We start from the raw sequence: 21,568 nt of genomic DNA, 5'->3' as shown, positions 1-21,568 counted from the left end.
GCCTGACGGCGGCCCCCGTGCGCTCAGTCCACCTCGGCCACCGCCTCCGCGAACTGCGCCTTGTACAGCCGCGCATACGCCCCGTCGGCCGCCAGCAGCGTCCCGTGGGCGCCCTGCTCGACGATCGACCCGTTCTCCATCACCAGAATCGTGTCCGCGTCCCGGATCGTCGACAGCCGGTGCGCGATGACGAACGACGTCCGCCCGTGCGCCAGCTTTGCCATCGCCTTCTGGATCAGCACCTCGGTCCGGGTGTCGACGGAGGACGTCGCCTCGTCCAGCACCAGGATCACCGGATCCGACAGGAACGCCCGGGCGATGGTGATCAGCTGCTTCTCACCGGCGCTGACCCCGGCCCCGTCGTCGTCGATCACGGTGTCGTACCCGTCGGGCAGCGTCCGCACGAACCGGTCCGCGTGGGCCGCCCGCGCCGCCTCCTCGATCTCGCCCCGGGTGACCTCGCGGGACGCCCCGTAGGCGATGTTCTCCGCGATCGTGCCGCCGAACAGCCAGGTGTCCTGGAGCACCATGCCGATCCCGGCCCGCAGTTCGTCCCGGGACATCGTCGCGATGTCGACTCCGTCGAGGGTGATCCGGCCGCCGGAGACGTCGTAGAACCGCATCAGCAGGTTGACCAGCGTGGTCTTGCCCGCACCCGTCGGCCCGACGATCGCGACCGTCTGCCCCGGCTCCACCGTCAGCGACAGGTCCTCGATGAGCGGCTTCTCGGGGTCGTAGCGGAAGGACACGTCCTCCAGCGCCACCCGCCCCCGCAGCTCCTCCGGCCGCACCCCGGGCACGGGGTCCGCCGACTGCTCCTCCGCGTCCAGGAGTTCGAAGATCCGCTCCGCCGAGGCGACACCGGACTGCACCAGGTTCGCCATCGACGCGACCTGTGTCAGCGGCATCGAGAACTGCCGCGAGTACTGGATGAAGGCCTGCACGTCACCGATGGACAGCGCCCCGGACGCGACCCGCAGTCCGCCCACCACCGCGACCAGCACGTAGTTGATGTTCGACACGAACATCATCAGCGGCTGCATGATCCCGCTGTTGAACTGCGCCTTGAACCCGGCCTCGTACAGCGCCTCGTTCTGCTCGGCGAACTGCTGCGCCGACTCGTCCTGCCGCCCGAACACCTTCACCAGCGTGTGCCCGGTGTACATCTCCTCGACGTGCGCGTTGAGCTTGCCGGTGGTGCGCCACTGCTGCACGAAGTGCGGCTGGGACCGCTTGCCCACGCGCGTGGCGACGTAGAACGACACCGGCACGGTCACCAGCGCGACCAGGGCGAGGATCCAGGAGACGTAGAACATCATCGCCAGCACACCGATGATCGTCAGCACGGAGTTGATGAGCTGGCCCATCGACTGCTGGAGCGTCTGCCCGATGTTGTCGATGTCGTTGGTCGCCCGGGACAGCACCTCCCCGCGCTGCCGCTTGTCGAAGTACGACAGCGGCAGCCGCGACAGCTTCGTCTGGACGTCCTCCCGCATCCGGTACATGGTCCGGTTGACGGTCCGGTTCACCAGCCGCGTCGCCACCGCCATCAGCAGTCCGGCGGCGACGAACACGGCGAGGGCGAGCAGCAGGATGTTCCCGACGGCGCCGAAGTCGATGCCCTCGCCGGGCGTGAAGTCGGTGCTGCGGAGCATGTCGGCGACATCGCCGTCACCCCGCTCCCGCATCCCCGCGAGCACCTCTTCCTTCGTCGCCCCGGGCTCCATCTCCCGTCCGACGATGCCCGCGAACACCAGGTCGGTGGCCGCGCCGAGGATCTTCGGCCCGACGACCGAGAGGCCGACGCTCACCACCACGCACAGCAGCAGCACATAGAGGGTGAGCCGCTCCGGCTTGAACTGCGCGACGAGCCGTTTGCCGGACACCTTGAAGTCCAGCGACCGGTGGTCCGGTCCGGTGCCGGCCATCATCCGCCCCATGGGCCCGGCCATCAGGCGGCCTCCGCTTCCGTCAGCTGGGAGAGCACGATCTCCCGGTAGGTCTCGTTGTCCGCCATCAGCTCCCGGTGCCGTCCGCTGCCGACGACCCGGCCCTCGTCGAGGACGACGATCCGGTCGGCGTCCCGGATGGTCGCCACCCGCTGGGCGACGATCACGACGGTCGCCTCGGCGGTCTCCCGCGACAGCGCGCCGCGCAGGGCGGCGTCGGTGGCGTAGTCGAGGGCGGAGAAGGAGTCGTCGAAGAGATAGATCTCCGGGCGCTGCACCAGCGTGCGGGCGATGGCGAGCCGCTGCCGCTGCCCGCCCGAGACATTGGTGCCGCCCTGCGCGATCGGCGCGTCGAGCCCGGCCTCCAGCCGCTCCACGAACTCCTTGGCCTGCGCCACCTCCAGCGCGTGCCACAGGTCCTCGTCGGTGGCGTCGGGGTTGCCGTAGCGAAGGTTCGTCGCGATCGTCCCCGCGAACAGGTACGGCTTCTGCGGCACCAGGCCCACGGTCCTGGCCAGCACCTGCGGGTCGATGCCCGCCACGTCCTCGCCGTCGACGAGCACCTGGCCCTCGGTCGCGTCGAACAGCCGCGGGACAAGACCCAGCAGGGTGGACTTGCCGCTGCCGGTCGACCCGATGACGGCCGTGATCTCGCCGGGCCGCGCGACGAGGTCGATCGCCTTCAGTACGGGCTCCTCGGCGCCGGGATAGCGGAACCCGGCCCCGCGGATCTCCAGATGGCCGTGCCGGCGCAGCTCGCGCACCGGGGCAACCGGCGGCACCACGCTCGACGACGTGTCCAGGACCTCCTGGATGCGCTCGGCGCAGACCTCCGCGCGCGGCACCATCATGAACATGAAGGTGGCCATCATCACGGACATCACGATCTGCATCAGATAGGCGAGGAACGCGGTCAGGTCGCCGATCTGCATGCCGCCGTTGTCGATGCGGTGGGCGCCGAACCACACCACCGCGATCGAGGACAGGTTCACCACCGTCATCACGATCGGGAACATCAGCGCGAGCAGGTTGCCGGAGGCCAGCGACATCTCGGTGAGGTCGGCGTTGGACTTCCGGAAGCGCTGCTCCTCGTAGTCGTCGCGCACGAAGGCGCGGATCACCCGGTTGCCGGTGATCTGCTCGCGCAGCACCCGGTTCACGGTGTCCAGGCGTACCTGCATGGCCCGGAACAGCGGCCGCAGCCGCCGCACGATCAGGGTCACGCAGATGCCCAGCACGGGCACCACGGCGATCAGCACCGCGGACAGCGGCACGTCCAGGCCGAGCGCCAGCACGATGCCGCCCACGCACATGATCGGCGCCGACACCATCAGCGTGAACGTCATCAGGGCCAGCATCTGGACCTGCTGCACGTCATTGGTGGTACGGGTGATCAGCGAGGGCGCGCCGAAGTGGCCGACCTCACGGGCGGAGAAGGACTGCACCCGGTCGAAGACGGCGGCCCGCACGTCCCGGCCCAGCGCGGAGGCGGTCCGGGCGCCGTAGTACACGGCACCGATGTTGCACACCACCTGCGCCAGCGAGATGGCGATCATCAGGGCGCCGTAGCCGAGGATGTAGCCGGTGTCGCCGGTGACGACACCGTTGTCGATGATGTCCGCGTTCAGGGTCGGCAGGTAGAGGGTGGCGCAGGTCTGCAGGAACTGCAGCAGCACCAGCAGGGCGATGGGTTTTCGGTAGGGCCTGAGATAGGTCCGCAGGAGTCGTATGAGCACGCTGGGTCTCTCGGGGTCGGCGGCGGGGCGGTTGGTTGCCCCTGGCCCCTATCGTCGGACACTCCACCCGCGTTACCTCAACCGATTAAGCCAACAGCAGTCCAAGAACCGACCGATGTGAGGCTTTGGTCCTACGTCCTACGACCGAAACGCCCCCGGATGGGTCTGCTCCCGCACCGACACGAACTGCTGGCGCACGGCCTGCCCGACCGCGAGCTCCTCGCCCGGCTCCAGCACCTGCGCCGCGGCGCCGTGCCAGGCCGGCGGGGTGCGCGGGTCGAGGGTGCCCTGCGACGCGCCGAGCGCCCAGGCCGCCTGCCGGGCGGCACCGATCGCCGCGTAGTCGGCGGGCTGCGGTACGACGACCTGCGCGCCGAACAGCGAGGGCGCCGAGGCCTGCACGGCCGGCAGCTCGGCCGCCGCGCCCAGCAGGAAGACCCGCCGCACCTCCACACCCCGGCCGCGCAGCACGTCGAGCGCGTCCGCGAGCCCGCACAGCATGCCCTCGAACGCGGCCCGCGCCAGATGCTCCGGCTTCATCGCCTCCCGCCTGAGCCCGGCCAGCGTCCCGGCGGTGTGCGGCAGATGCGGGGTCCGCTCGCCCTCCAGATAGGGCAGCAGCACCAGCCCGTGCGCCCCCGGCGTCGACTTCATCGCCAGGTCGGACAGGCTCTCCAGGTCCGGCAGGCCGAGCAGTTCGGCGGTACCGCGCAGGGTGCGTACGGCGTTCAGGGTGGTGACGACCGGCAGGTGCATGCCGGTGGCGTCGGCCAGGGCGGTGATCATCCCGCTCGGGTCGTGCAGCGCCTCGGGGTGCACGGCCATCACGGAACCGGAGGCGCCGAGCGAGACGACCGCGTCGCCGAGCCCGATGCCGAGCCCGAACGCGGCGGCCATCGTCTCGCCGGTCCCGGCGGAGATCAGCAGCCCCTCCGGTGTCGTACCGGCCGCCTCGGAGGGCCCCATCACCTCCGGCAGCATGGCCTGGTGACCGAGCGCCAGCTCGACGAGGTCGGTGCGGTAGGCGCCGGTGGCGGCCGACCAGTAGCCGGTGCCGGAGGCGCCGCCCCGGTCGGTGGTCCGGCGCACCGGGCGTCCGAGGAGCTGCCACACCAGCCAGTCGTGCGCCTGGAGGAGGACGGCGGTGCGGGCGGCGGCGTCGGGTTCGTTCTTGGCCAGCCAGCGCAGCTTGGTCACGGGCTGCGCGGCCTGCGGTACACAGCCCACGGCCTGCGCCCAGGCCTCGCGCCCGCCGAGCGCGTCCACCAGGTCGGCCGCGGGGACCTGCGCGCGCTTGTCGGCGCCGACCATGGCGGGGCGGACGGTGTTGCCCTGGGCGTCCAGGGGGACGACGGCGTTCTGCTGCGCGGACACGCCGATGGCCTGGACGCCTTCGAGAAGACCTCCGCCGGCGGCCTCGCCGAGGGACAGGAGCCAGGCCTGCGGATCCACGTCGGAGGGGCGGCCCTCCACCGGATGCTGGGCATACCCCTGCCTGAGCACGGCTCCGGTGTCCGCGTCGCAGACGACGATACGAGTGAACTCGGGCGAGCTGTCCAGCCCGGCGACTATCCCCATGGCGAAAATTCTATGGGTCGAACGCCACAGGCATGTGCGCGCCTAAGTGTTGCTGGTCCCCCAGTCGTCCTCGGCCTGACCGTTGGTGTTGCGGTCCCGGAGGGATCGGACCCGCTGGGCCACGGAGTCCGGGACGTGGTCGCCGACCTTGTCACTGACGGCGTGGTACGCCTTGCCCGCGTACACGCGGCCCTGCTGTGCCGCGGTCTCGGCGGTGTTGCGGACCGCCGGGTTCTGCGCCACCTGGCGTGCCGACTTCTTCAGCTGTTCGTAGCGTTCGCGCCCGGCACGCGTGCCCAGCACGTAACCCAGAGCCAGCCCGACGACGAACGTGAGCTTGTAGCGCATGGCGGCCACCCTTCCCTCGTGTAGGTCGGTGCCGGGGGAACCGATTGGCGGAGCACCCCCCTGCTTGCGCTAATGTATGTGTCGCAGCGAGCGCCCGCCCCCTGGCGAATACCCAGGTAGGTACGTTCGATGCAACGAGGCATTCCTCCGTAGCTCAATTGGCAGAGCAGCCGGCTGTTAACCGGCAGGTTACTGGTTCGAGTCCAGTCGGGGGAGCTCGGTCCTCCGTAGCTCAATTGGCAGAGCAGCCGGCTGTTAACCGGCAGGTTACTGGTTCGAGTCCAGTCGGGGGAGCAGATTGAACGAGGACCCTTCGGGGTCCTTTTTCATGCCCCGGGGAACCGCGCGCTCCGCGCGGAAGTCCTTGAGGGCATGCGTAGTCGACCATCCGAAGCAGGAGATCGTATGAGCGGCTATGCTGCGGCAGACGGCACGTACAAATGTGCGCGACACGCCGCTATGGGGCGGTAGCTCAGCCGGTTAGAGCAGCGGACTCATAATCCGTCGGCCGTGGGTTCGAGTCCCACCCGCCCCACCACTCGCTACGCAGGAAGATCTTCCGACCAGCACATTCACTGGTCGGCAAGTGGGTCACGGGATGCCGACGGCGCGTTTTGAGGCGCGCTTCGTCATCGGCAGGACAGATTCAGGACGCCAATTCCGGTCAAATCGGACATGGGGTCCATGGGGTGATTCGCGCGAGGCGAGGCGCCCCTGCTGACCGCCCTCGGCCGGCAAACGGTTCGGATGGAAGCGCCTCCACATCCTGCCCACCCCCGAAGTTGGCCGCGCGAGGTGCGCGTGGCGAGTTCGAGCAGGCCGCAGCGGCGCATGACGCCGAGAAGCGCGCGCGGCGCGAGGCCTTCGAGTGATCACGTACCTCGTGGACACCTCGGCTCTGTGGCACCTGTTCCGCACCCAGGGCGCGCTGCGTCCCTGGGAGGGACACATCGCCGCCGGCGAAGAATGCCTGGCGTTGGGTCGATACCGCCCAGTACAAGCTGACCCAGCGGAGCCAGCATCGGGCGGCTGCCCGCTCCCCGCGATCCCCGCGTGCGTGAGGCCGACCTCGTCTTCCTGGCGCAGCTGCCCAGTCCGCTGGAGCTCTCCCCGCGTGTGCGGGGCCGAAGGTCAGAATGGACGCGCTCTTGACCCAGGCCGTGTGGGGCCAGGGCAGCACCCTGACTCTTGCGGGTCCGCTGGCTGAACTGGTGAGGAGCCGCTTCCAGTTCGCCGACCATCGGGGCCGCCGGCACTCCGCCAACGGCCACCTCAGTCCCAACGAGTACGAACGCCGACACCACACCGCTGAGCTCACGCTTGCCGCGTACTCAAAGACGCGTGTCCACCATCACGGGGGAAGGCCTCTGGGGTTCCTTGCGGTCTGTCGCCGAAGCCTGAGCCGGAGCCTTCTGGAGGCTGGTTCCTTCGACATCGAGGTCGGGCAGGCCCCTGTCCAGCCAGCCCGGTAGCCACCAGGCGCCCCGGCCGGCGAGAGCGAGTACTGCCGGTACGAGCGTCATGCGGACGGCGAAGGCATCGATGGCCACGCCCACGGCGAGGGCGAACGCGATGGGTTTGATCAGGGAGTCGTCGAGAGGGAAGAACCCCGCGAAGACGGTGAACATGATCAGGGCGGCGGCGGTGACGACCCGCACGCTGTGGCGTGCGCCGTCGACGACCGATCGGCGTGCTTGGCCCGTGTGAGCCCATTCCTCGCGCATACCGGACACGAGGAACACCTCGTAGTCCATGGCCAGTCCGAACAGCACACCGATCAGAATGATCGGCAGGAAGCTGACGACGGGGCCGCTGTGGGGCACCCCGAGGAGGTCGGCCAGCCAGCCCCACTGGAAGACGGCGACGACCAGACCGAGCGAGGCGCCGACCGAGAGCAGGAAGCCGACGGCGGCCTTGACGGGGATGACCAGCGACCGGAAGACGATCATCAGCAGGAGCAGGCTGAGGCCGACGACGATGGCGACGAAGGGCAGCAGGGAGTCGCTGAGCCGGTTGGAGACGTCGATGTTGACGGCGGTGGTGCCGGTGACCGCGACGGAGGCGCCGGTCGTGTCACGGATGTCGGGCGCGGCCTTGCGGATGTCACGGACGAGTTGGTCGGTACGGACGCTGTCCGGACCGGAGGCGGGCAGGACGGTGATGACGCTCTGTGCCGGGTCGCTGGTGGGCTGGGGCGGGAGGACGGCCTTGACGTTCTTGAGGGTCTGGAGCTTCTGGGCCACCCGCACGCCGGCCTGTGCGCTCGCGGCAGCCGTGCCGTTCTCGGTCTCGGCCAGGACGAGGAGCGGGCCGTTGAAGCCGGGGCCGAACTTGTCGCTGATCGTGTCGTAGGCCTTGCGCTCGGTGGAGGAGTGCGGGGCGGAGCCGTTGTCGGGAAGGGACAGGCGCATGTCCATGGCGGGCAAGGCGAGGGTCGCCAGGATGCCCGCCACCGCGAGCACCGTCAGCAGCGGCTTGGCGATGGCCCACTTGGTCCAGCGGGTGCCCATGGTGGTGTGGCCGGTGGACCCCTCGGTGTCGGCGGCCCGCCGGGCGGCGCGGCTCTTGGGCCGGGGAGTGAGCCGGGAGCCGGCGAATCCCGCGACGGCTGGGACGAGGGTGATCGCCGCCAGTACGGCGATGAGTACGGCTCCGGCGGCCCCGAGACCCATGACCGTCAGGAACGGGATGCCGATGATGCTCAGCGCGGCGAGCGCGATGATCACGGTGGTGCCGGCGAAGACCACGGCGCTTCCGGCCGTGCCGGTGGCCAGCGCTATGGATTCCTTCGGGTCGGTTCCGCGGGCCAGTTGCTGTCGGTGGCGCGACAGGATGAACAGCACGTAGTCGATGCCGACGGCCAGGCCCAGCATGAGGGCGAGTGTGACGGCGGTCGAGGAGATGCTGACCGCGGGCGCCAGGGCGAGTAGCCCGGCCAGTCCGACTGCCACACCGATGAGCGCGGGCACCAGTGCCATGCCCGCGGCCAGCAGTGAGCCGAACGTCACGACGAGGACCAGCAGGGCCACGGCCACGCCGATGATCTCCGACGGGCCGACGTGGACGCCCTTGCTGCCGTAGACGGAGCCGCCCACCGAGGTCTTCAGCCCGCCCTTCTCCGCCGCTTCGGCCGTCTTCTCGATCGCGTCCACGGATGAGGTGCGGACCTGAGCGTTCTGGACGGGGTACTGGACCTGGACGATCGCCGTGGTCCGGTCGGCCGAGACGGCGCCGGAGTCCCGGGGGCCGACGACCTCGCTGACCTGGGGAGCCTTCTTGGCCTCCGCCACGGTCCGGGCGATGGCCGCGGCGTAGGGGGCTTCGGTGACCTGGTGGTCCCTGGGGGCCGTGAAGACGATCTGCGCGTTGGCACCCGAGGCTTGCGGGAGAGTCTTGCTCAGGCTGTCCAGCGCGCGCTGCGACTCGGTGCCGGGCACCGAGAAGCGGTCGTCGAGCTTGCCGCTGAAGACGCTGACGCAGGTGATGAGCGCGGCCAGGACGAAGAGCCACAGTCCCAGGACGAGCTTTCGGTGCCGGTAGGCGCTGTGACCCAGCCGGTGGAGCAGGACGGCCATGACGAACTCCCTAGACGGTGGGGATCCCCGCACCCGGGCAGCGGACGTGGGCGGGGAAGCGGAGGGCACAGGGTCGGACTCCGGCCACGTGACAGCAGCCGCGCGACCGGTCGGAGCCGATGGGTGCCTCGTTCGGTGCGACCGACTTTATCACCTGCTCAAGTCAAACGACCGAGTCATTCGACTATCGCGGCACGCAAGCCGCCAACGGGCGATGGAGCCGAAAGACCGACCTCGTCGTGATCGATGCGGGACTGGCCGGGCTCACCGCAGCGCGAGAGCTCGTCGCGGCAGGCAGGTCCGTGGCCGTTCCGGAGGCCCGCGACCGGGTCGGCGGGCGACTGCTCAACCACGACCTGGGTGACGGTCAAGTGACCGAGATCGGTGGGCAGTTCGTCGGACCTACCCAGGACCACATCCTGGCGCCGGCCAAGGAGGTCGGCGTGGCCGCGTACCAGGCCGCCGTGCCCGGCGAGCGGGTCTACGTGCACGACGGCAAGGCCAAGCGGTTCTCCGGACTCATGCCACCCGACCTGTTCGCGCGGCCGGACATGGGCATCGCCCCGGCCCGCATCGAGCAGGCGGCGGGCAAGGTGCCCCGGCGGCGGCGTGGCAGACCCCGAACGCCCGTGAACCGGACGGCATGACCTACGAGACTTGGCTGCGCAAGGCCGAAATCACCGGCGATGCCGTCGGTCTGATCGACGATGGCCAACCGGAACACCTGATCCGTTCCGAGGCGCCCAACACGCGCGACTGGTGCGGTGACCGGCAAGGTTCACCGGCTCGCAAGCCATGTCAGCTCGCAGGAACGGGCACCAGGTCCAGCCGGCCGCCGGCCATGGCCACCACGGCGGATACGAAGGCCTGCAGGCACGTGTGCTCGGCCTCCTCGTCGGGGTGGGAGAGATGTTGCATCGTGAGCCCGTCGAAGCCGGCGAGGAAGAACCGCGCAATCGTTTCCGCAGGCTGGGCAAGGGCCAGGCCGGTGCGCTCGGCCGCTTGGGTCACCAGCCTCGCCGTCACCTCGGTCACGCCCCGATAGTGGCTCTCCAGGGCCTCGCTCAGGGCGGGGGAGCGGAGCGCGAACATGGTCAGTTCCGTGAGCAGCTGATGACTGGCGGGCTGCTCGCGCACCGTCCGCCACAGGGCGGCGGCAAGCGTACTGGCCGTCTCCTCGAAGCCGGCGTCGGCCGGTGCGGCCTGCTCGACCTGAGTGATCAAATCCTGCGTGAGCTGCTCCATGACGGCGCGGTACAGCCCTTCCTTCGTGCCGAAGGTGTAGTGCACCGTGGCCTGAGCAACCCCCAGCTCGGCGGCGATGGCACGGGTGCTTCCGGCCGCGACTCCTTCCCTGGTCATGAAGTCGATGGCCGCTTTGATCAGTTGGGGGCGGCGCTCGGCCGCGGGAACGTGAGCCATGACCGCATCATACCGACTTGGTCCTGTGATCAAGTCATCCGAACAAGTCAGGTTGCGCGCAGCCGGATGTCGTGGCGCGGCCGCTGAGGTCCGGTCCGTGGCCGCGCGGGTCAGTTCCCGCTGAACGGCGGGTGAATACGTTTCCTTGAACACCCGTGAAGCGGGACGAACGAGGAGGCAGGCCCGTGAAGGAAAGCCAGTTTGATACGTGTGTGATCGGGGCGGGACCTGCCGGGCTGGCGGTCGCCAGGGCACTGGCGGAGCGGAATCTGCCGTACACGCATCTTGAGCGGCACACCGGGCCCGGCGGTATCTGGGACATCGACAATCCCGGCAGCCCGATGTACGAATCGGCCCACTTCATTTCCAGCAGGACCCTGTCGGGATTCGGCGGCTTTCCGATGCCCGACCACTTCGCCGACTACCCGCCGCACCGGCAGATCCTGTCGTACCTGCGGCTCTTCGCCGACGCCTACGGGCTGACGGACCGGATCGAGTTCGGCGTCGAGGTCGAAAGCATCGAGAAGAACGCGGACGGCACCTGGACGGTCACCCGGGCCGACGGCCGCGAAAGCGTGCACGGGCAGGTCGTCGTGTGTACCGGCTCGCAGTGGCACCCCAACATCCCCGAAATTCCTGGGGAGTTCAGCGGTGAGGTCCGGCACACCGTCGGCTACCGCAGCGCGGAGGAGCTGCGCGGCAAGCGCGTCCTGGTCGTGGGCGCGGGGAACTCCGGCTGCGACATCGCCTGCGACGCCGCCCGGACCGCCGACCACGCGGTGATCAGCATGCGGCGCGGCTACTGGTTCATCCCCAAGCACCTCTTCGGCCGACCGGTGGACACCATCGCCAACAGCGGGCCGCACCTGCCGATGTGGCTGGCGCAGCGGATCTTCGGTGCCGTGCTGCGCATCATCAACGGCGACCCGACGCGGCTGGGGCTGCCGAAGCCGGACCACAAGCTGTTCGAGACCCACCCGGCCATCAACTCGATGCTGATCCACCACCTCCAGCACGGCGACATCACCGCCAGGCCCGGGATCGCCCGTGCCGAGGGCAGAACCGTGCACTTCACCGACGGCACGAGCGACGACTTCGATCTCATCCTGCTGGCCACGGGCTACGTCCACAAAGTGCCGGTCGCGCAGCAGTACTTCGGCGACGAGCAGCACCCCGACCTGTACTTGTCGTCGTTCTCACGCGAGCACCTGGGCCTGTTCGGCATCGGCTTCGTGGAGACCAACTCCGGTGCGTACCGACTCTTCGACACCCAGGCGCAGCTGATCGCCGGGCATATCCACGACGCGCGGCACCGGCTGCGGAACGCTGAACGGTTCACCCGGATGATCCGCGCCGACCGCCCGGATCTGTCCGGCGGGCTGAAGTTCGTCGACTCGCCCCGCCACACCGGCTACGTCGACAGCGGGGCGCTCGTGAAGTACCTGGGCAAGGTCGCGCGCGACATGGGCTGGCGTACCGAGGGCCAGCCGCCCCCGGTGCGGTCCCTGCGCGCTGTCAAGGAAGGCAGCGCGGCATGAGCGGGTACGACTACACCGACAAGGTCATGCTGGTGACCGGCGGCGCGGGCGGCATCGGCAGCGCGCTGTGCCGCCGCTTCGCCTCCGGCGGCGCCCGGTGCGTCGTCGTCGACATCGACGAGACCCGCGCCAGGACCGTCGCCGCAGATCTTCCCGGTGCCGGGCACACCGGCCTCGGCTGTGACCTGATGGACCGCGCCCAGGTGGAGCGGGTGTTCGAGCTGGTCGCCGAGGTCTACGGCCGCCTCGACGTGCTCGTCAACAACGTGGGCATGACCAGCGCGGAACGCTTCGATGTCCGCAGCGTCGAGAGCATCGAGCGGGAGATCGGCCTCAACCTGACCTCCCCGCTGGTCACCACCCGGATCGCGATCCCCCTCTTGCGGGCCTCCCGGGACGCCCGGGTGGTCACGACAGTCTCCCTCGGCGGGATCTTCCCGCTCGGCGAGACCCCGATCTACACGGCGTCCAAGTTCGGGCTGCGGGGCGCGATGCTCGCCATCGGGCTCGACCTCAGGAGCAAGGGCATTCTGGCCGGCTCGGTGCTGCCGTCGGCGACCGACACCCGGATGCTGCGCCAGGAAGCCGTGGACGGCGGGAACTCCATGCAGTTCCAGGACCCACCACAGCAGCCCGCCGACGTCGTCGCGGCCGTGGTGAGCCTGCTGGAGAAGCCCCGCCTGGAGGCCTACCCCCGGCCCGGCGAGTCCCGTCTGGTGCGGTTCGCGATGCTCATGCCGAACCTGCTGCCCAAGGTTTTCCCGCTGTTCCGCAAGCGCGGTGACCGCGGTATGGCCCGCTATCTCGAAGATCTCCGCCGACGCGGACTGGCCCGCCGGACCGACGGGCGCTGGGAGCTGGTGGAGGAAGCATGACCACGAACGAGATGCTGCAGGTCGTCAACCCCGCCACCGGTGAGCCGATCACCTTCCTGTCCGCCGCGAGCGCCGACGACGTCTCCAAGGCTGCCGAGCAGGCCCGGCAGGTCCACGAGGCCGGGGTGTGGTCGCGGCTGCCGGTCCGGGAGCGCGGCGCGGTGCTGCTGCGGCTGGCCGGCCTGATGGAACGCGACGCCGAGATCCTCGCCCGGCTGGACAGCGAGGACGCGGGCAAGCCGATCACGGAGTGCCGTACGGGCGACGTACCGGGGGCGATCGAGTCGATCCGCTGGTTCGCCGAGGCTGCCGACAAGGTCTTCGGCCGCCTCGCGCCGAGCGGGCCCGACGCTCTCGGCCTCATGAGCCGCGAACCGGTCGGGGTCGTCGCGGCGATTCTGCCGTGGAACTACCCGCTCGCCATGACCGCATGGAAGGTCGGACCCGCCCTGGCTGCGGGCAACTGCCTGCTCGTCAAGCCCGCCGAGGCGACCCCGCGCTCCGCCCTGCACCTGGCCGAACTCGCGACCGAGGCCGGCCTGCCCGAAGGAGTGCTCACGGTGCTGCCCGGTTACGGCCGGACAGCCGGGGCGGCCCTGGCCCGCGACCCCCTCGTGGGGGCGCTCTCCTTCACCGGGTCCACCGCGACCGGCCGCAGCATCCTCAAGGCCGCCGCCGACAGTAACTTCAAGCGCGTATCACTGGAGATGGGCGGCAAGAGCCCCCAGGTGCTCATGGCCGACGCGCTCTCCTACGGCGATGAGCTCATTGACAACATGATCGAAGCCGCGTTCCTGACCATGGGGCAGAACTGCACGGCCGGCTCCCGGGTTCTGGTGCACCGCAATATCGCCGAGGAGGTCGTCGAGCGGTTCACGGCCGCGGCGAGAGGGCTGGTCATCGGTGATCCGGCCGACCCGCACACGCAGCTGGGGCCGCTCATCGACCACGCTGCCTTTGATCGGGTCGCGGGAGCCGTGGAGGCCGCACGGGCCGGCGGAGCCCAGATCCACACCGGGGGACTGCCGCACGGGCTGCCTCCGCGCGGCGCCTACTACCCGCCCACCGTGATCACCCACGCCCCCGACGGCAGCGACGTTCTCACCAAGGAGCTCTTCGGCCCCGTCGTCACCGTCCAGACCTTCGCCTCTGAGGACGAGGCAGTACGCAGGGCGAACGCCACCGAGTACGGACTCGCCGCCTCCCTGTGGACCCGCGACCTCGACACCGCGCTGCGGCTGGCACGCGGCATCGAGGCCGGCGTGGTCTCCGTCAACGCCTACAGCGAAGGGGACATCACCACCCCCTTCGGCGGTTGGAAGCAGTCCGGATTCGGTGGCGTGGAGAAGTCCACCAATGCCTTCGACCAGTGGACCCGGGAGAAGACGGTCTGGATCCACACCCGCTGACGCGTCATTACGTCATTCCATCTGTCCCGTGTCCCGGAGCATCCGCTCCCGCAGACGGACCGGTGAGGTGCCGTGCCACCGGCGCACCGCGCGGCGCAGCGCCCGTTCGTCGGAGAATCCCGCCCGGCGGGCGATGTCGCGCAGTGTCAGTTCCGGACGGAGCAACAACTGCTCCACACGCTCCCGGCGCACTCCCTCGACGAGTGCCTCGTACGTCGTGCCGCACTCGGCCAGCCGACGGCGCAGCGTCCGCTCGCTTGTCGCATGCCGGCGCGCCTGCTCACCGAACGAAGGCGCCACGGGGAGGCTCTGCGCCACGGAGATCTCCAGCACCTCCAGCAGATCCTGCTGGTCACGGCGGGAAGCCAGCTGCGCGTCGAGCATCTCCAGAGTCGACGCGTAGCTCACCGGATCCCGGCCGGGCATCCGGGTACGGGCCCACGCGGGGTCGATGACCAGGCGGTTGGCGGGGGCGTCGAACCGGACCGGACAGCCGAACAGGGCAACAAACAGGTCGTATTGGCGGGGTGGCGGAAAGGAGAACTCCACGACCTTCGGCGCGAAGTCCGGACTGACGGCCAGCCTGGACAGGGTGACCACGGAGGCGAACGCCTCCTCGATCAGGAAGGAAGCCACGACCGGGTCCATGGCGGGATCGGGAAGATCGGCGCGCAGCACGAAGGCGTCGTCCTCCTCACCCGCACCCGCCGACCACACCACCATCGCCCCGGACAGGTTCTGGTACCTCACCCCCGTCCCGATGGCGTGCCGCAACGTGTCGTCGGCCATCAGGGCGAAGCCGAGCAGGCCCCACGCGGTCAGGTGCTGCGCTGCACCGACCTTCAGCCCCAGGCGCTCGTCCCCGGTGAGCTCCACCGCACGGCGGATCACCGAGCTGCCCTGCCGGTACGACACCCGCAGCGCGGCGGAACGCATGACCGTCTCGTCCAGCCCGACCTGCTTCAACACGGGCCGCAGATCGATGCCGCGCTCGTCGGCGACCACGATCAGGCAGCGCAGGATGTTCGGCTGGATCGTCGCCGACGTGCTGCGGCTGGTCCCGGGAAGGTCCGCCGGGCCGGGGGTAAGGGACATCGCACTCACCTTCTCCTCGGCGACCACCGTAGGCAGCCGGCATCACCGGTCGCATGCTTTGGCCCCCGAAGCCCCCTCTACGGCCCCTGGCGCCCTGAGCTTGGCTTCCGCGCCTGGCTACGGCTTCCGGAACCTGCACCCATTCGACCCGCTGGACCTCGACCGGTCACCCAGCGCACACAGGAATGAAGGCGCGACAGCATCATGTCCTTCAACGCTCCAGCCCGGGCGGAGGCCGGGCACCCGGTCTCCAAGACCGGCGCCCGAAGGGGCGCGACCCTCGCGTTCGCCGTACAAGGTCTGTCCGTCGCCGCCGTGTACACGACCGTCCCCGCTGTCACCGAACACCTGAACCTGGCTCCGCTCCTGACGACGGCCATGATGGTCGCGGTGGCACTGACGGCAGGTGGCGGCAGCTTCCTGGGTCTGGCCGCGATCCGCCGCGCCGGTCCCGTCGCCACGATGAGCGGGGCCATGCTGACGGCTGCCGCCACGCTGGTGCTGATCGGACGGGCCTCCGACGAGGCGACCGTCATCTGCGCGTACATCCTCTTCGGGCTCGCCGTCGGTGCCCTCGACATCGGGGTCAACACCCGGGCAGCGGCGATCGAACGCGCCTACGGCCGCAGCATCTTCGGCTCCTTCTACACGGCATGGAGTGTGGGGGGCGTGGTCGCGGCCCTGCTCACCGCCGGGGTCGCCCGGCTGGAGTGGCCCGTAGCCGCCGGCCTGAGCGTTGAGGCGGGCATCGTGCTGCTCCTCGCCGTCTGTATGCGCACGCACGCCCTTCCTTCCTGCGCGGGGCCGTCGGACACTCTCGCGCAGCCGCCGCTGGGGCGCCGCCTGTGGATTCGGCTCATCCCGTTCGGCTTGGTCCTCCTCGTCGTCTACGTCGTCGACTCCACCGTCTCGGCCTGGTCGGCGGTGTACCTGCGCCAGACCCTCGCCGCGTCCCTCACGGTCGCGCCGCTGGCGTACGCGGCCTACCAGGCCGGCACAGTCGTCGGCCGCGCCGCCACCGACCTCCTCGTGCAACGGTTCGGAGCGGTAGCCGTCGTCCACACCGCGGCCCTGCTGGTCGCGGGCGCCCTGGCAGGCATGGCCGCCGCGCCGAGCTGGCCGTTCGCCGTTCTTGCGGCCGGGGCGGTGGGTCTGGGGGCGTCCGTCCTGGCTCCGCTGTGTCTGAGCTTCGCCGCGCGGTTGCGCCCCGCTGCCTCGGAGGTGGTCCTGGCGCGCCTGAACCTCTTCAATTACGTCGGCGTCATCGCCGGTGGCGCGGTGAGCGGGCTCCTCGGCTCCACCGGCCGGTTCCGTCTCGCCTACGCGGCACCGGCCGCCCTGGCGCTCCTTCTCCTGGTCGCCGCCCGCCACTTCACCCGTGGGTTCGAGTCCCACCCGCCCCACCACGCAGGTCCGCAACCTGAGGAAACGTCACATCAGAGCGGCCTCGGAGCTTTGGGCCACCGGACTGACCTCAAGTGCCTTGTTGCGGCGGACGGACGACAGGAACGACGCCGCGATCAGCATGACACCGACCAGGCCGGTGATGATCTCGCTGATCTCGTACTGGATGGTGACCAGCAGGATCGCGGCGAGGGCACCGATCGCGTAGTGCGCGCCGTGCTCCAGGTAGACGTAGTCGTCCAGGGTGCCCCGCCGGACCAGGTGGACCGTCAGCGAGCGGACGTACATGGCACCGATCCCCAGGCCGAGCGCCATCCAGAAGATGTGGTTGGTGATGGCGAAGGCGCCGATCACTCCGTCGAAGGAGAAGGACGCGTCCAGGACTTCCAGGTAGAGGAAGAGGAAGAACGCCGCCTTGCCGGCCAGGGCGGCCACTGAGACCGGTCTGCCCTCGGCCTTGGCCTGTTCCTCCTTCTCGTGTTCGTGTTCCTCCTCCTCTTCGAGCCTGTCCTCGAAGTGTCCGGAGAGGCCGCCCACGACCATGTACGTGATGAGACCGGCGATGCCGGAGAGCAGTACCGTGGCGGACTTGTCCGCATGGCCCGCGCTGACGTGCGCGTGGGTGGCGACGGTCAGCGCCGAGACCAGCAGCACGACGAGCGCGACGCAGACCGACAGCATGTCGACCTTGCCCAGCTTGGCCAGCAGGCGCTCCAGCGGGCCGAGCCACTTGATGTCGCGGTCCTCGAAGACGAAGTCGAGGAAGATCATCAGCAGGAACATCCCGCCGAACGCCGCGATGGCGGGGTGGGCATCGGTGACGAGGTCCTCGTAGCGCCCGGGGTTGTCGACGGCGAGCTCGACCGCCTCGACGGGGCCGACCTTGGCGCTGATGGCGACGATGACGACCGGGAAGACCAGCCGCATGCCGAACACCGCGATCAGGATGCCTGCGGTGAGGAAGAGCTTCTGCCAGAAGGCATTCATCTTCTTCAGGATTCCGGCGTTGACCACCGCGTTGTCGAAGGACAGCGAGATCTCCAGGATCGACAGGATCAGTACGATCCCGAACGCCTCCCAGCCCCACTGCCACGCGGCGAAAGCGAGGCCGAGCGCCGTGACGGCGAACGACCAGCCGAAGGTTCGCAGCACCGTCAGCCCTCCGCCTTCACGGCGAGGACCGGGCAGCCCACGCCCAGCAGGATCTGCTGGGCCGCCGAGCCCATGATCAGCTTGCCGACCGCGCTACGGCGCCGCAGACCGATCACGACCAGGGACGCGTCCATCTGCTCCGCGAGGTCGATGATCTCCTCGGCGGCGTCGCGGGCCCCGAGGACCTGGTGGATGTCGAAGTCGACGCCCAGGGCCGCGAGGTCCTCGCGCACGTGGCCCAGGTCGGCCTCCTGGGCGAAGCGGGGGTCGACATAGGCGTCGCCCCGGGTGGTGTTCACGACCAGGAGCTTCTCGTCGCGCAACCGGGCCTCCGCGATCCCCGTGCGCAGTGCGGCCTCGCCCTCGGGCGAGGGGACGTATCCGACCAGGATGGTCATCTAGGTCTCCGGGTTCTCTCAGGCGGCGACGTTGCGCGCGCGCAGCGGATGGACGACGAAACGGCGGATCAGCGGCCACGCCAGGACCAACGCGATCACCGAGTAGACCGTGTACGACACCGGCCCGCCCAGCAGGCCCGACAGCTCCCCGCCGGACAGCTGGAGGGAGCGCCGGCCCTGGAGCTCGGCGCGCGGGCCCAGGATGACGCCGACGATCAGCGGCAGAACCGGCAGTCCGAAGCGGCGCATCATGAAGCCGAGAAGTCCCAGGGCCAGCAGGATGAACAGGTCCAGCGGCTGGGCGTTCACCGCGTACGCGCCCATCGACGCGAAGAACAGGATTCCCGCGTAGAGGTACGGGCGCGGGATCTGCAGCACCTTCGCCCACGCCGGGGCCAGCGGCAGGTTCAGCAGCAGGAGCAGCAGGTTGCCGATGAACAGGCTCGCGATCAGGACCCAGACCAGATCTGCCTCGCGCTCGAAGAGCAGGGGGCCGGGCTGGATGCCGTACGACTGGAAGGCGGCGAGCATGACCGCCGCCGTGGCGTTCGTCGGCAGGCCGAGCGCCAGCATCGGGACCAGGGTGCCCGCCGCGGACGCGTTGTTCGCGGCCTCCGGACCGGCCACGCCCTCGATGGCGCCCTTGCCGAACTCCTCGGGGTGCTTGGAGAGCCGCTTCTCGGTGGCGTACGACATGAAGGTCGGGATCTCCGCGCCGCCGGCCGGCAGCGCGCCGAACGGGAAGCCGTACGCCGTCCCGCGCAGCCAGGGCTTCCAGGACCGCTGCCAGTCCTTCCTGCCCATCCACGGGCGGCCGACCGGGATCACCTCGGCCGGCTTGCGGCGCAGATGCGCGGCCACCCACAGGGCCTCGCCGACGGCGAAGATGCCGACCGCGACCACGACGACGTCGATGCCGTCGGCCAGCTGCGGGATGCCCAGGGTCAGGCGCTGCTGGCCGGAGACCGTGTCGATGCCGACCACGCCGATGGTCAGGCCCAGCAGGAGCGAGACGAGGCCTCGGATGCGGGACGAGCCCAGCACCGAGGTGACGGCTATGAACGCCAGCAGCATCAGCGCGAAGTAGTCGGGCGCGCCCAGGCTGACCGCGAAGTCCACCACGAACGGGGTGACCAGGACCAGCAGCAGCGTGCCGATCGTGCCCGCGACGAAGGAGCCGATCGCCGCCGTGGCGAGGGCCTGGGCCGCGCGGCCCGCCTTCGCCATCCTGTTGCCCTCGATGGCCGTGACGACCGAGGACGACTCACCCGGCGTGTTCAGCAGGATCGACGTCGTCGAGCCGCCGTACATGCCGCCGTAGAAGATGCCGGCGAACATGATGAACGCCTGCACCGGTTCCATGCCGTACGTGACCGGCAGCAGCAGGGCCACCGTCATCGCCGGGCCGATGCCCGGCAGGACGCCCACCGCGGTGCCGATGACGACGCCGACGAGGGCGAGCAGCAGGTTCATCGGGGCCATGACGTCCGCGAAGCCCTGCATGAGGTTGTTCAGGTTGTCCATCGCCCAGGCCTCACAGGATTCCTTGCAGGACACCGGCGGGAAGGTTCACGCCGAGGCCGATCGCGAACGCGTAGAACGTCGTCAGGGACAGCGTCACCGCGATCAGGAGGTTGCGGATGTAGTGGCGGTTGCCGAGGGAGAACGCCGTGCCCCAGAACAGCAGGGCACCGCTGATCACCCAGCCGAGCCGCTCGATGAGCAGCGCGTTCGCCAGGAACACGGCGATCAGCAGCAGCACCGTGCGCCAGTCGCTGCCCCGGGACAGGTCGACGTCCTCGCCGGCCTCCGGCTCACCGCGGCCGCCGCGGGCCACGTCGAGGGCGTAGAACGCCGCGAGCGCCAGCAGCAGCGTGCCCAGGATCAGGGGCACCGCGCGCGGCCCGACCGGGTCGGTGCCGTTGGTGACGTGCGCGATGCCGAGGGCGTCCACGATCACGGCGGTGCCCAGCAGGGCGAGGAACGCGCACACGCCGTACTGTGCGCGGTCCCCGCCCGCCGGGGACGGACGGGAGTCCTCCACGGTCCGCTCGTCCTTCAGCTCGGAGCTCATGCCAGCCCGAGCTCTGCCAGCAGGTCGGCGACCGCCTTGTCCTGCTCGGTCAGGTAGGCGCCGAAATCGTCACCGGTGGCGAAGGCGTCGACCCAGCCGTTCTTCTCCAGCTGCGCCTGCCAGTCCTCCGAGTCGTGCATCGTGGTCAGCGCGTCGATCCAGGTCTGCTTCTGCTCGTCGGTGATGCCGGGAGGGGCGACGATGCCGCGCCAGTTGGTGAAGACGAGGTCGATGCCCTGGTCCTTGAGCGTGGGCGCGTCCTTCAGCGCCTCGACCGGCTTCGCGCTGCTGACCGCGAGGACGCGCACCTGGCCCGCCTCGACCTGGTCGAGGAACTCGCCGAAGCCGCTGGCGCCGAAGGCGATCTTGTTGCCGAGGATGGCCGGAAGCAGCTCGCCGCCGCCGTCGTAGGAGACGTAGTTGACGTCCTTCGGCTCGATGCCGACGGCCTTCGCCAGCTGCATCGGGAGGAGATGGTCGGGGCCGCCCGGGGACGAGCCGCCGCCCACGGCGAACTTCTTGGGGTTCTTCTTCCAGGCGGTGACGAGGTCGTCCATCGTCTTGTACGGGGAGTCCTTGGGCACGACGATCGCGCCGGCCTCCTCGATCAGCCTGGCGAGCGGCGTGGTGTCGGTCAGGGTCGCCTCGGACTTGGAGGTGTACGAGGCTCCGACGACGCCCAGGCCCATCTGCATGGCCAGCTTGCCGTTGCCCTTCTCGTTCACCAGGCGCTGCAGGCCCACGGTGCCGCTGGCGCCGGGCAGGTTGAAGACCTGGACGCCGGAGGCGGCCTTGGTGTCCTGCATGACCTGGGTGACGGTGCGGGCGGTGAGGTCGTAACCGCTGCCCGGGGTGTTGGGGACCATGAGCCTCAGACCGGTCACGGGCTTCCCGGACCCGCTTCCGCTTTCGGACTCCTCGTTGTCGGCGGTGGCACCACAGGCACTGACCGCGAGCATGGACGCGGCGGCAAGAGCTCCGACAAGGGCGGCTCGTCGAGTTCTCATGGCTCATC

The 21,568-nt window shown here is 69.7% G+C and carries 15 protein-coding genes, 3 tRNA genes and 3 pseudogenes; 9 read left to right on the top strand and 12 right to left on the bottom strand.

What is annotated here, in order from left to right:
- Window positions 1–23: 23 nt before the first annotated feature.
- The 4 genes from AB0Q90_RS05380 to AB0Q90_RS05365 form a co-directional block, all read right to left on the bottom strand.
- Window positions 24–1,952, bottom strand: coding sequence for an ABC transporter ATP-binding protein (locus AB0Q90_RS05380; protein ID WP_363159737.1), 1,929 nt, complete (start codon window positions 1,950–1,952; stop codon window positions 24–26).
- Entirely contained in the window at window positions 1,952–3,685 is a 1,734-nt protein-coding gene (locus AB0Q90_RS05375) for an ABC transporter ATP-binding protein (RefSeq protein ID WP_363159738.1), read from the bottom strand. Before AB0Q90_RS05375 ends, AB0Q90_RS05380 begins: the two co-directional genes overlap by 1 nt.
- A 138-nt stretch (window positions 3,686–3,823) precedes the next feature.
- Window positions 3,824–5,263 (bottom strand): FGGY family carbohydrate kinase, encoded by a 1,440-nt coding sequence (locus AB0Q90_RS05370; RefSeq protein WP_363159739.1) that lies wholly within the window; start codon window positions 5,261–5,263, stop codon window positions 3,824–3,826.
- 42 nt (window positions 5,264–5,305) lie between these two features.
- A complete protein-coding gene (locus AB0Q90_RS05365) occupies window positions 5,306–5,611 on the bottom strand; it encodes a YtxH domain-containing protein (RefSeq protein WP_363159740.1) in 306 nt (101 codons plus the stop codon).
- A 143-nt stretch (window positions 5,612–5,754) separates the two neighbouring features.
- Here AB0Q90_RS05365 and AB0Q90_RS05360 point away from each other — a divergent pair.
- The 4 genes and pseudogenes from AB0Q90_RS05360 to AB0Q90_RS05345 form a co-directional block, all read left to right on the top strand.
- Window positions 5,755–5,827, top strand: a tRNA-Asn gene (locus tag AB0Q90_RS05360).
- A 5-nt stretch (window positions 5,828–5,832) separates the two neighbouring features.
- Window positions 5,833–5,905, top strand: a tRNA-Asn gene (locus AB0Q90_RS05355).
- Window positions 5,906–6,072: 167 nt separating this feature from the next.
- A tRNA-Ile gene (locus AB0Q90_RS05350) sits at window positions 6,073–6,149 on the top strand.
- A 330-nt stretch (window positions 6,150–6,479) separates the two neighbouring features.
- Window positions 6,480–6,642, top strand: a pseudogene (locus tag AB0Q90_RS05345) (VapC toxin family PIN domain ribonuclease); the annotation flags it as partial.
- Window positions 6,643–6,942: 300 nt separating this feature from the next.
- Here AB0Q90_RS05345 and AB0Q90_RS05340 read toward each other — a convergent pair.
- Window positions 6,943–9,186 (bottom strand): MMPL family transporter, encoded by a 2,244-nt coding sequence (locus tag AB0Q90_RS05340; RefSeq protein WP_363159741.1) that lies wholly within the window; start codon window positions 9,184–9,186, stop codon window positions 6,943–6,945.
- A gap of 239 nt (window positions 9,187–9,425) precedes the next feature.
- On the opposite strand from AB0Q90_RS05340, the pseudogene AB0Q90_RS05335 reads away from it, so the two are divergent.
- A pseudogene (locus AB0Q90_RS05335) lies at window positions 9,426–9,889 on the top strand (FAD-dependent oxidoreductase); the annotation flags it as partial.
- 95 nt (window positions 9,890–9,984) lie between these two features.
- Here the strand turns inward: AB0Q90_RS05335 and AB0Q90_RS05330 are convergent.
- Window positions 9,985–10,608, bottom strand: coding sequence for a TetR/AcrR family transcriptional regulator (locus tag AB0Q90_RS05330; protein ID WP_363159742.1), 624 nt, complete (start codon window positions 10,606–10,608; stop codon window positions 9,985–9,987).
- 185 nt (window positions 10,609–10,793) lie between these two features.
- Between AB0Q90_RS05330 and AB0Q90_RS05325 the strand changes: the two genes are divergently transcribed.
- The 3 genes from AB0Q90_RS05325 to AB0Q90_RS05315 are packed head-to-tail and all read left to right on the top strand — an operon-like array spanning window position 10,794 to window position 14,430.
- A complete protein-coding gene (locus tag AB0Q90_RS05325; protein ID WP_363159743.1) occupies window positions 10,794–12,146 on the top strand; it encodes an NAD(P)-binding domain-containing protein in 1,353 nt (450 codons plus the stop codon).
- Window positions 12,143–13,021 (top strand): SDR family oxidoreductase, encoded by an 879-nt coding sequence (locus AB0Q90_RS05320; RefSeq protein ID WP_363159744.1) that lies wholly within the window; start codon window positions 12,143–12,145, stop codon window positions 13,019–13,021. Before AB0Q90_RS05325 ends, AB0Q90_RS05320 begins: the two co-directional genes overlap by 4 nt.
- On the top strand, window positions 13,018–14,430 hold the full coding sequence (locus tag AB0Q90_RS05315; protein WP_363159745.1) for an aldehyde dehydrogenase family protein: 1,413 nt from the start codon (window positions 13,018–13,020) through the stop codon (window positions 14,428–14,430). Before AB0Q90_RS05320 ends, AB0Q90_RS05315 begins: the two co-directional genes overlap by 4 nt.
- Window positions 14,431–14,442: 12 nt before the next feature.
- On the opposite strand, the gene AB0Q90_RS05310 is transcribed toward AB0Q90_RS05315, so the two are convergent.
- Window positions 14,443–15,525 (bottom strand): AraC family transcriptional regulator, encoded by a 1,083-nt coding sequence (locus tag AB0Q90_RS05310; RefSeq protein WP_363159746.1) that lies wholly within the window; start codon window positions 15,523–15,525, stop codon window positions 14,443–14,445.
- A 204-nt stretch (window positions 15,526–15,729) separates the two neighbouring features.
- Between AB0Q90_RS05310 and AB0Q90_RS05305 the strand changes: the two are divergent.
- Window positions 15,730–16,923: pseudogene (locus tag AB0Q90_RS05305) on the top strand (MFS transporter); the annotation flags it as partial.
- 33 nt (window positions 16,924–16,956) lie between these two features.
- Here AB0Q90_RS05305 and AB0Q90_RS05300 read toward each other — a convergent pair.
- The 5 genes from AB0Q90_RS05300 to AB0Q90_RS05280 are packed head-to-tail and all read right to left on the bottom strand — an operon-like array spanning window position 16,957 to window position 21,512.
- Entirely contained in the window at window positions 16,957–18,081 is a 1,125-nt protein-coding gene (locus tag AB0Q90_RS05300) for a DUF475 domain-containing protein (RefSeq protein ID WP_363159747.1), read from the bottom strand.
- A 2-nt stretch (window positions 18,082–18,083) separates the two neighbouring features.
- Entirely contained in the window at window positions 18,084–18,479 is a 396-nt protein-coding gene (locus AB0Q90_RS05295; protein ID WP_363159748.1) for a universal stress protein, read from the bottom strand.
- An 18-nt stretch (window positions 18,480–18,497) separates the two neighbouring features.
- Complete coding sequence (locus AB0Q90_RS05290) at window positions 18,498–20,003, bottom strand: tripartite tricarboxylate transporter permease (RefSeq protein WP_363159749.1); 1,506 nt, start codon at window positions 20,001–20,003, stop codon at window positions 18,498–18,500.
- Between the two features lie 10 nt (window positions 20,004–20,013).
- A complete protein-coding gene (locus AB0Q90_RS05285) occupies window positions 20,014–20,553 on the bottom strand; it encodes a tripartite tricarboxylate transporter TctB family protein (protein WP_363159750.1) in 540 nt (179 codons plus the stop codon).
- Window positions 20,550–21,512: a tripartite tricarboxylate transporter substrate binding protein gene (locus tag AB0Q90_RS05280; RefSeq protein ID WP_363159784.1), complete on the bottom strand. Its 963-nt coding sequence runs from the start codon at window positions 21,510–21,512 to the stop codon at window positions 20,550–20,552. The genes AB0Q90_RS05285 and AB0Q90_RS05280 overlap by 4 nt, the downstream gene beginning before the upstream one ends.
- Window positions 21,513–21,568: the final 56 nt, after the last annotated feature.

Source organism: Streptomyces sp. NPDC079141, from assembly GCF_040686775.1.
Taxonomy (GTDB): domain Bacteria; phylum Actinomycetota; class Actinomycetes; order Streptomycetales; family Streptomycetaceae; genus Streptomyces.
This window is presented reverse-complemented; position numbering and strand designations above follow the sequence as displayed.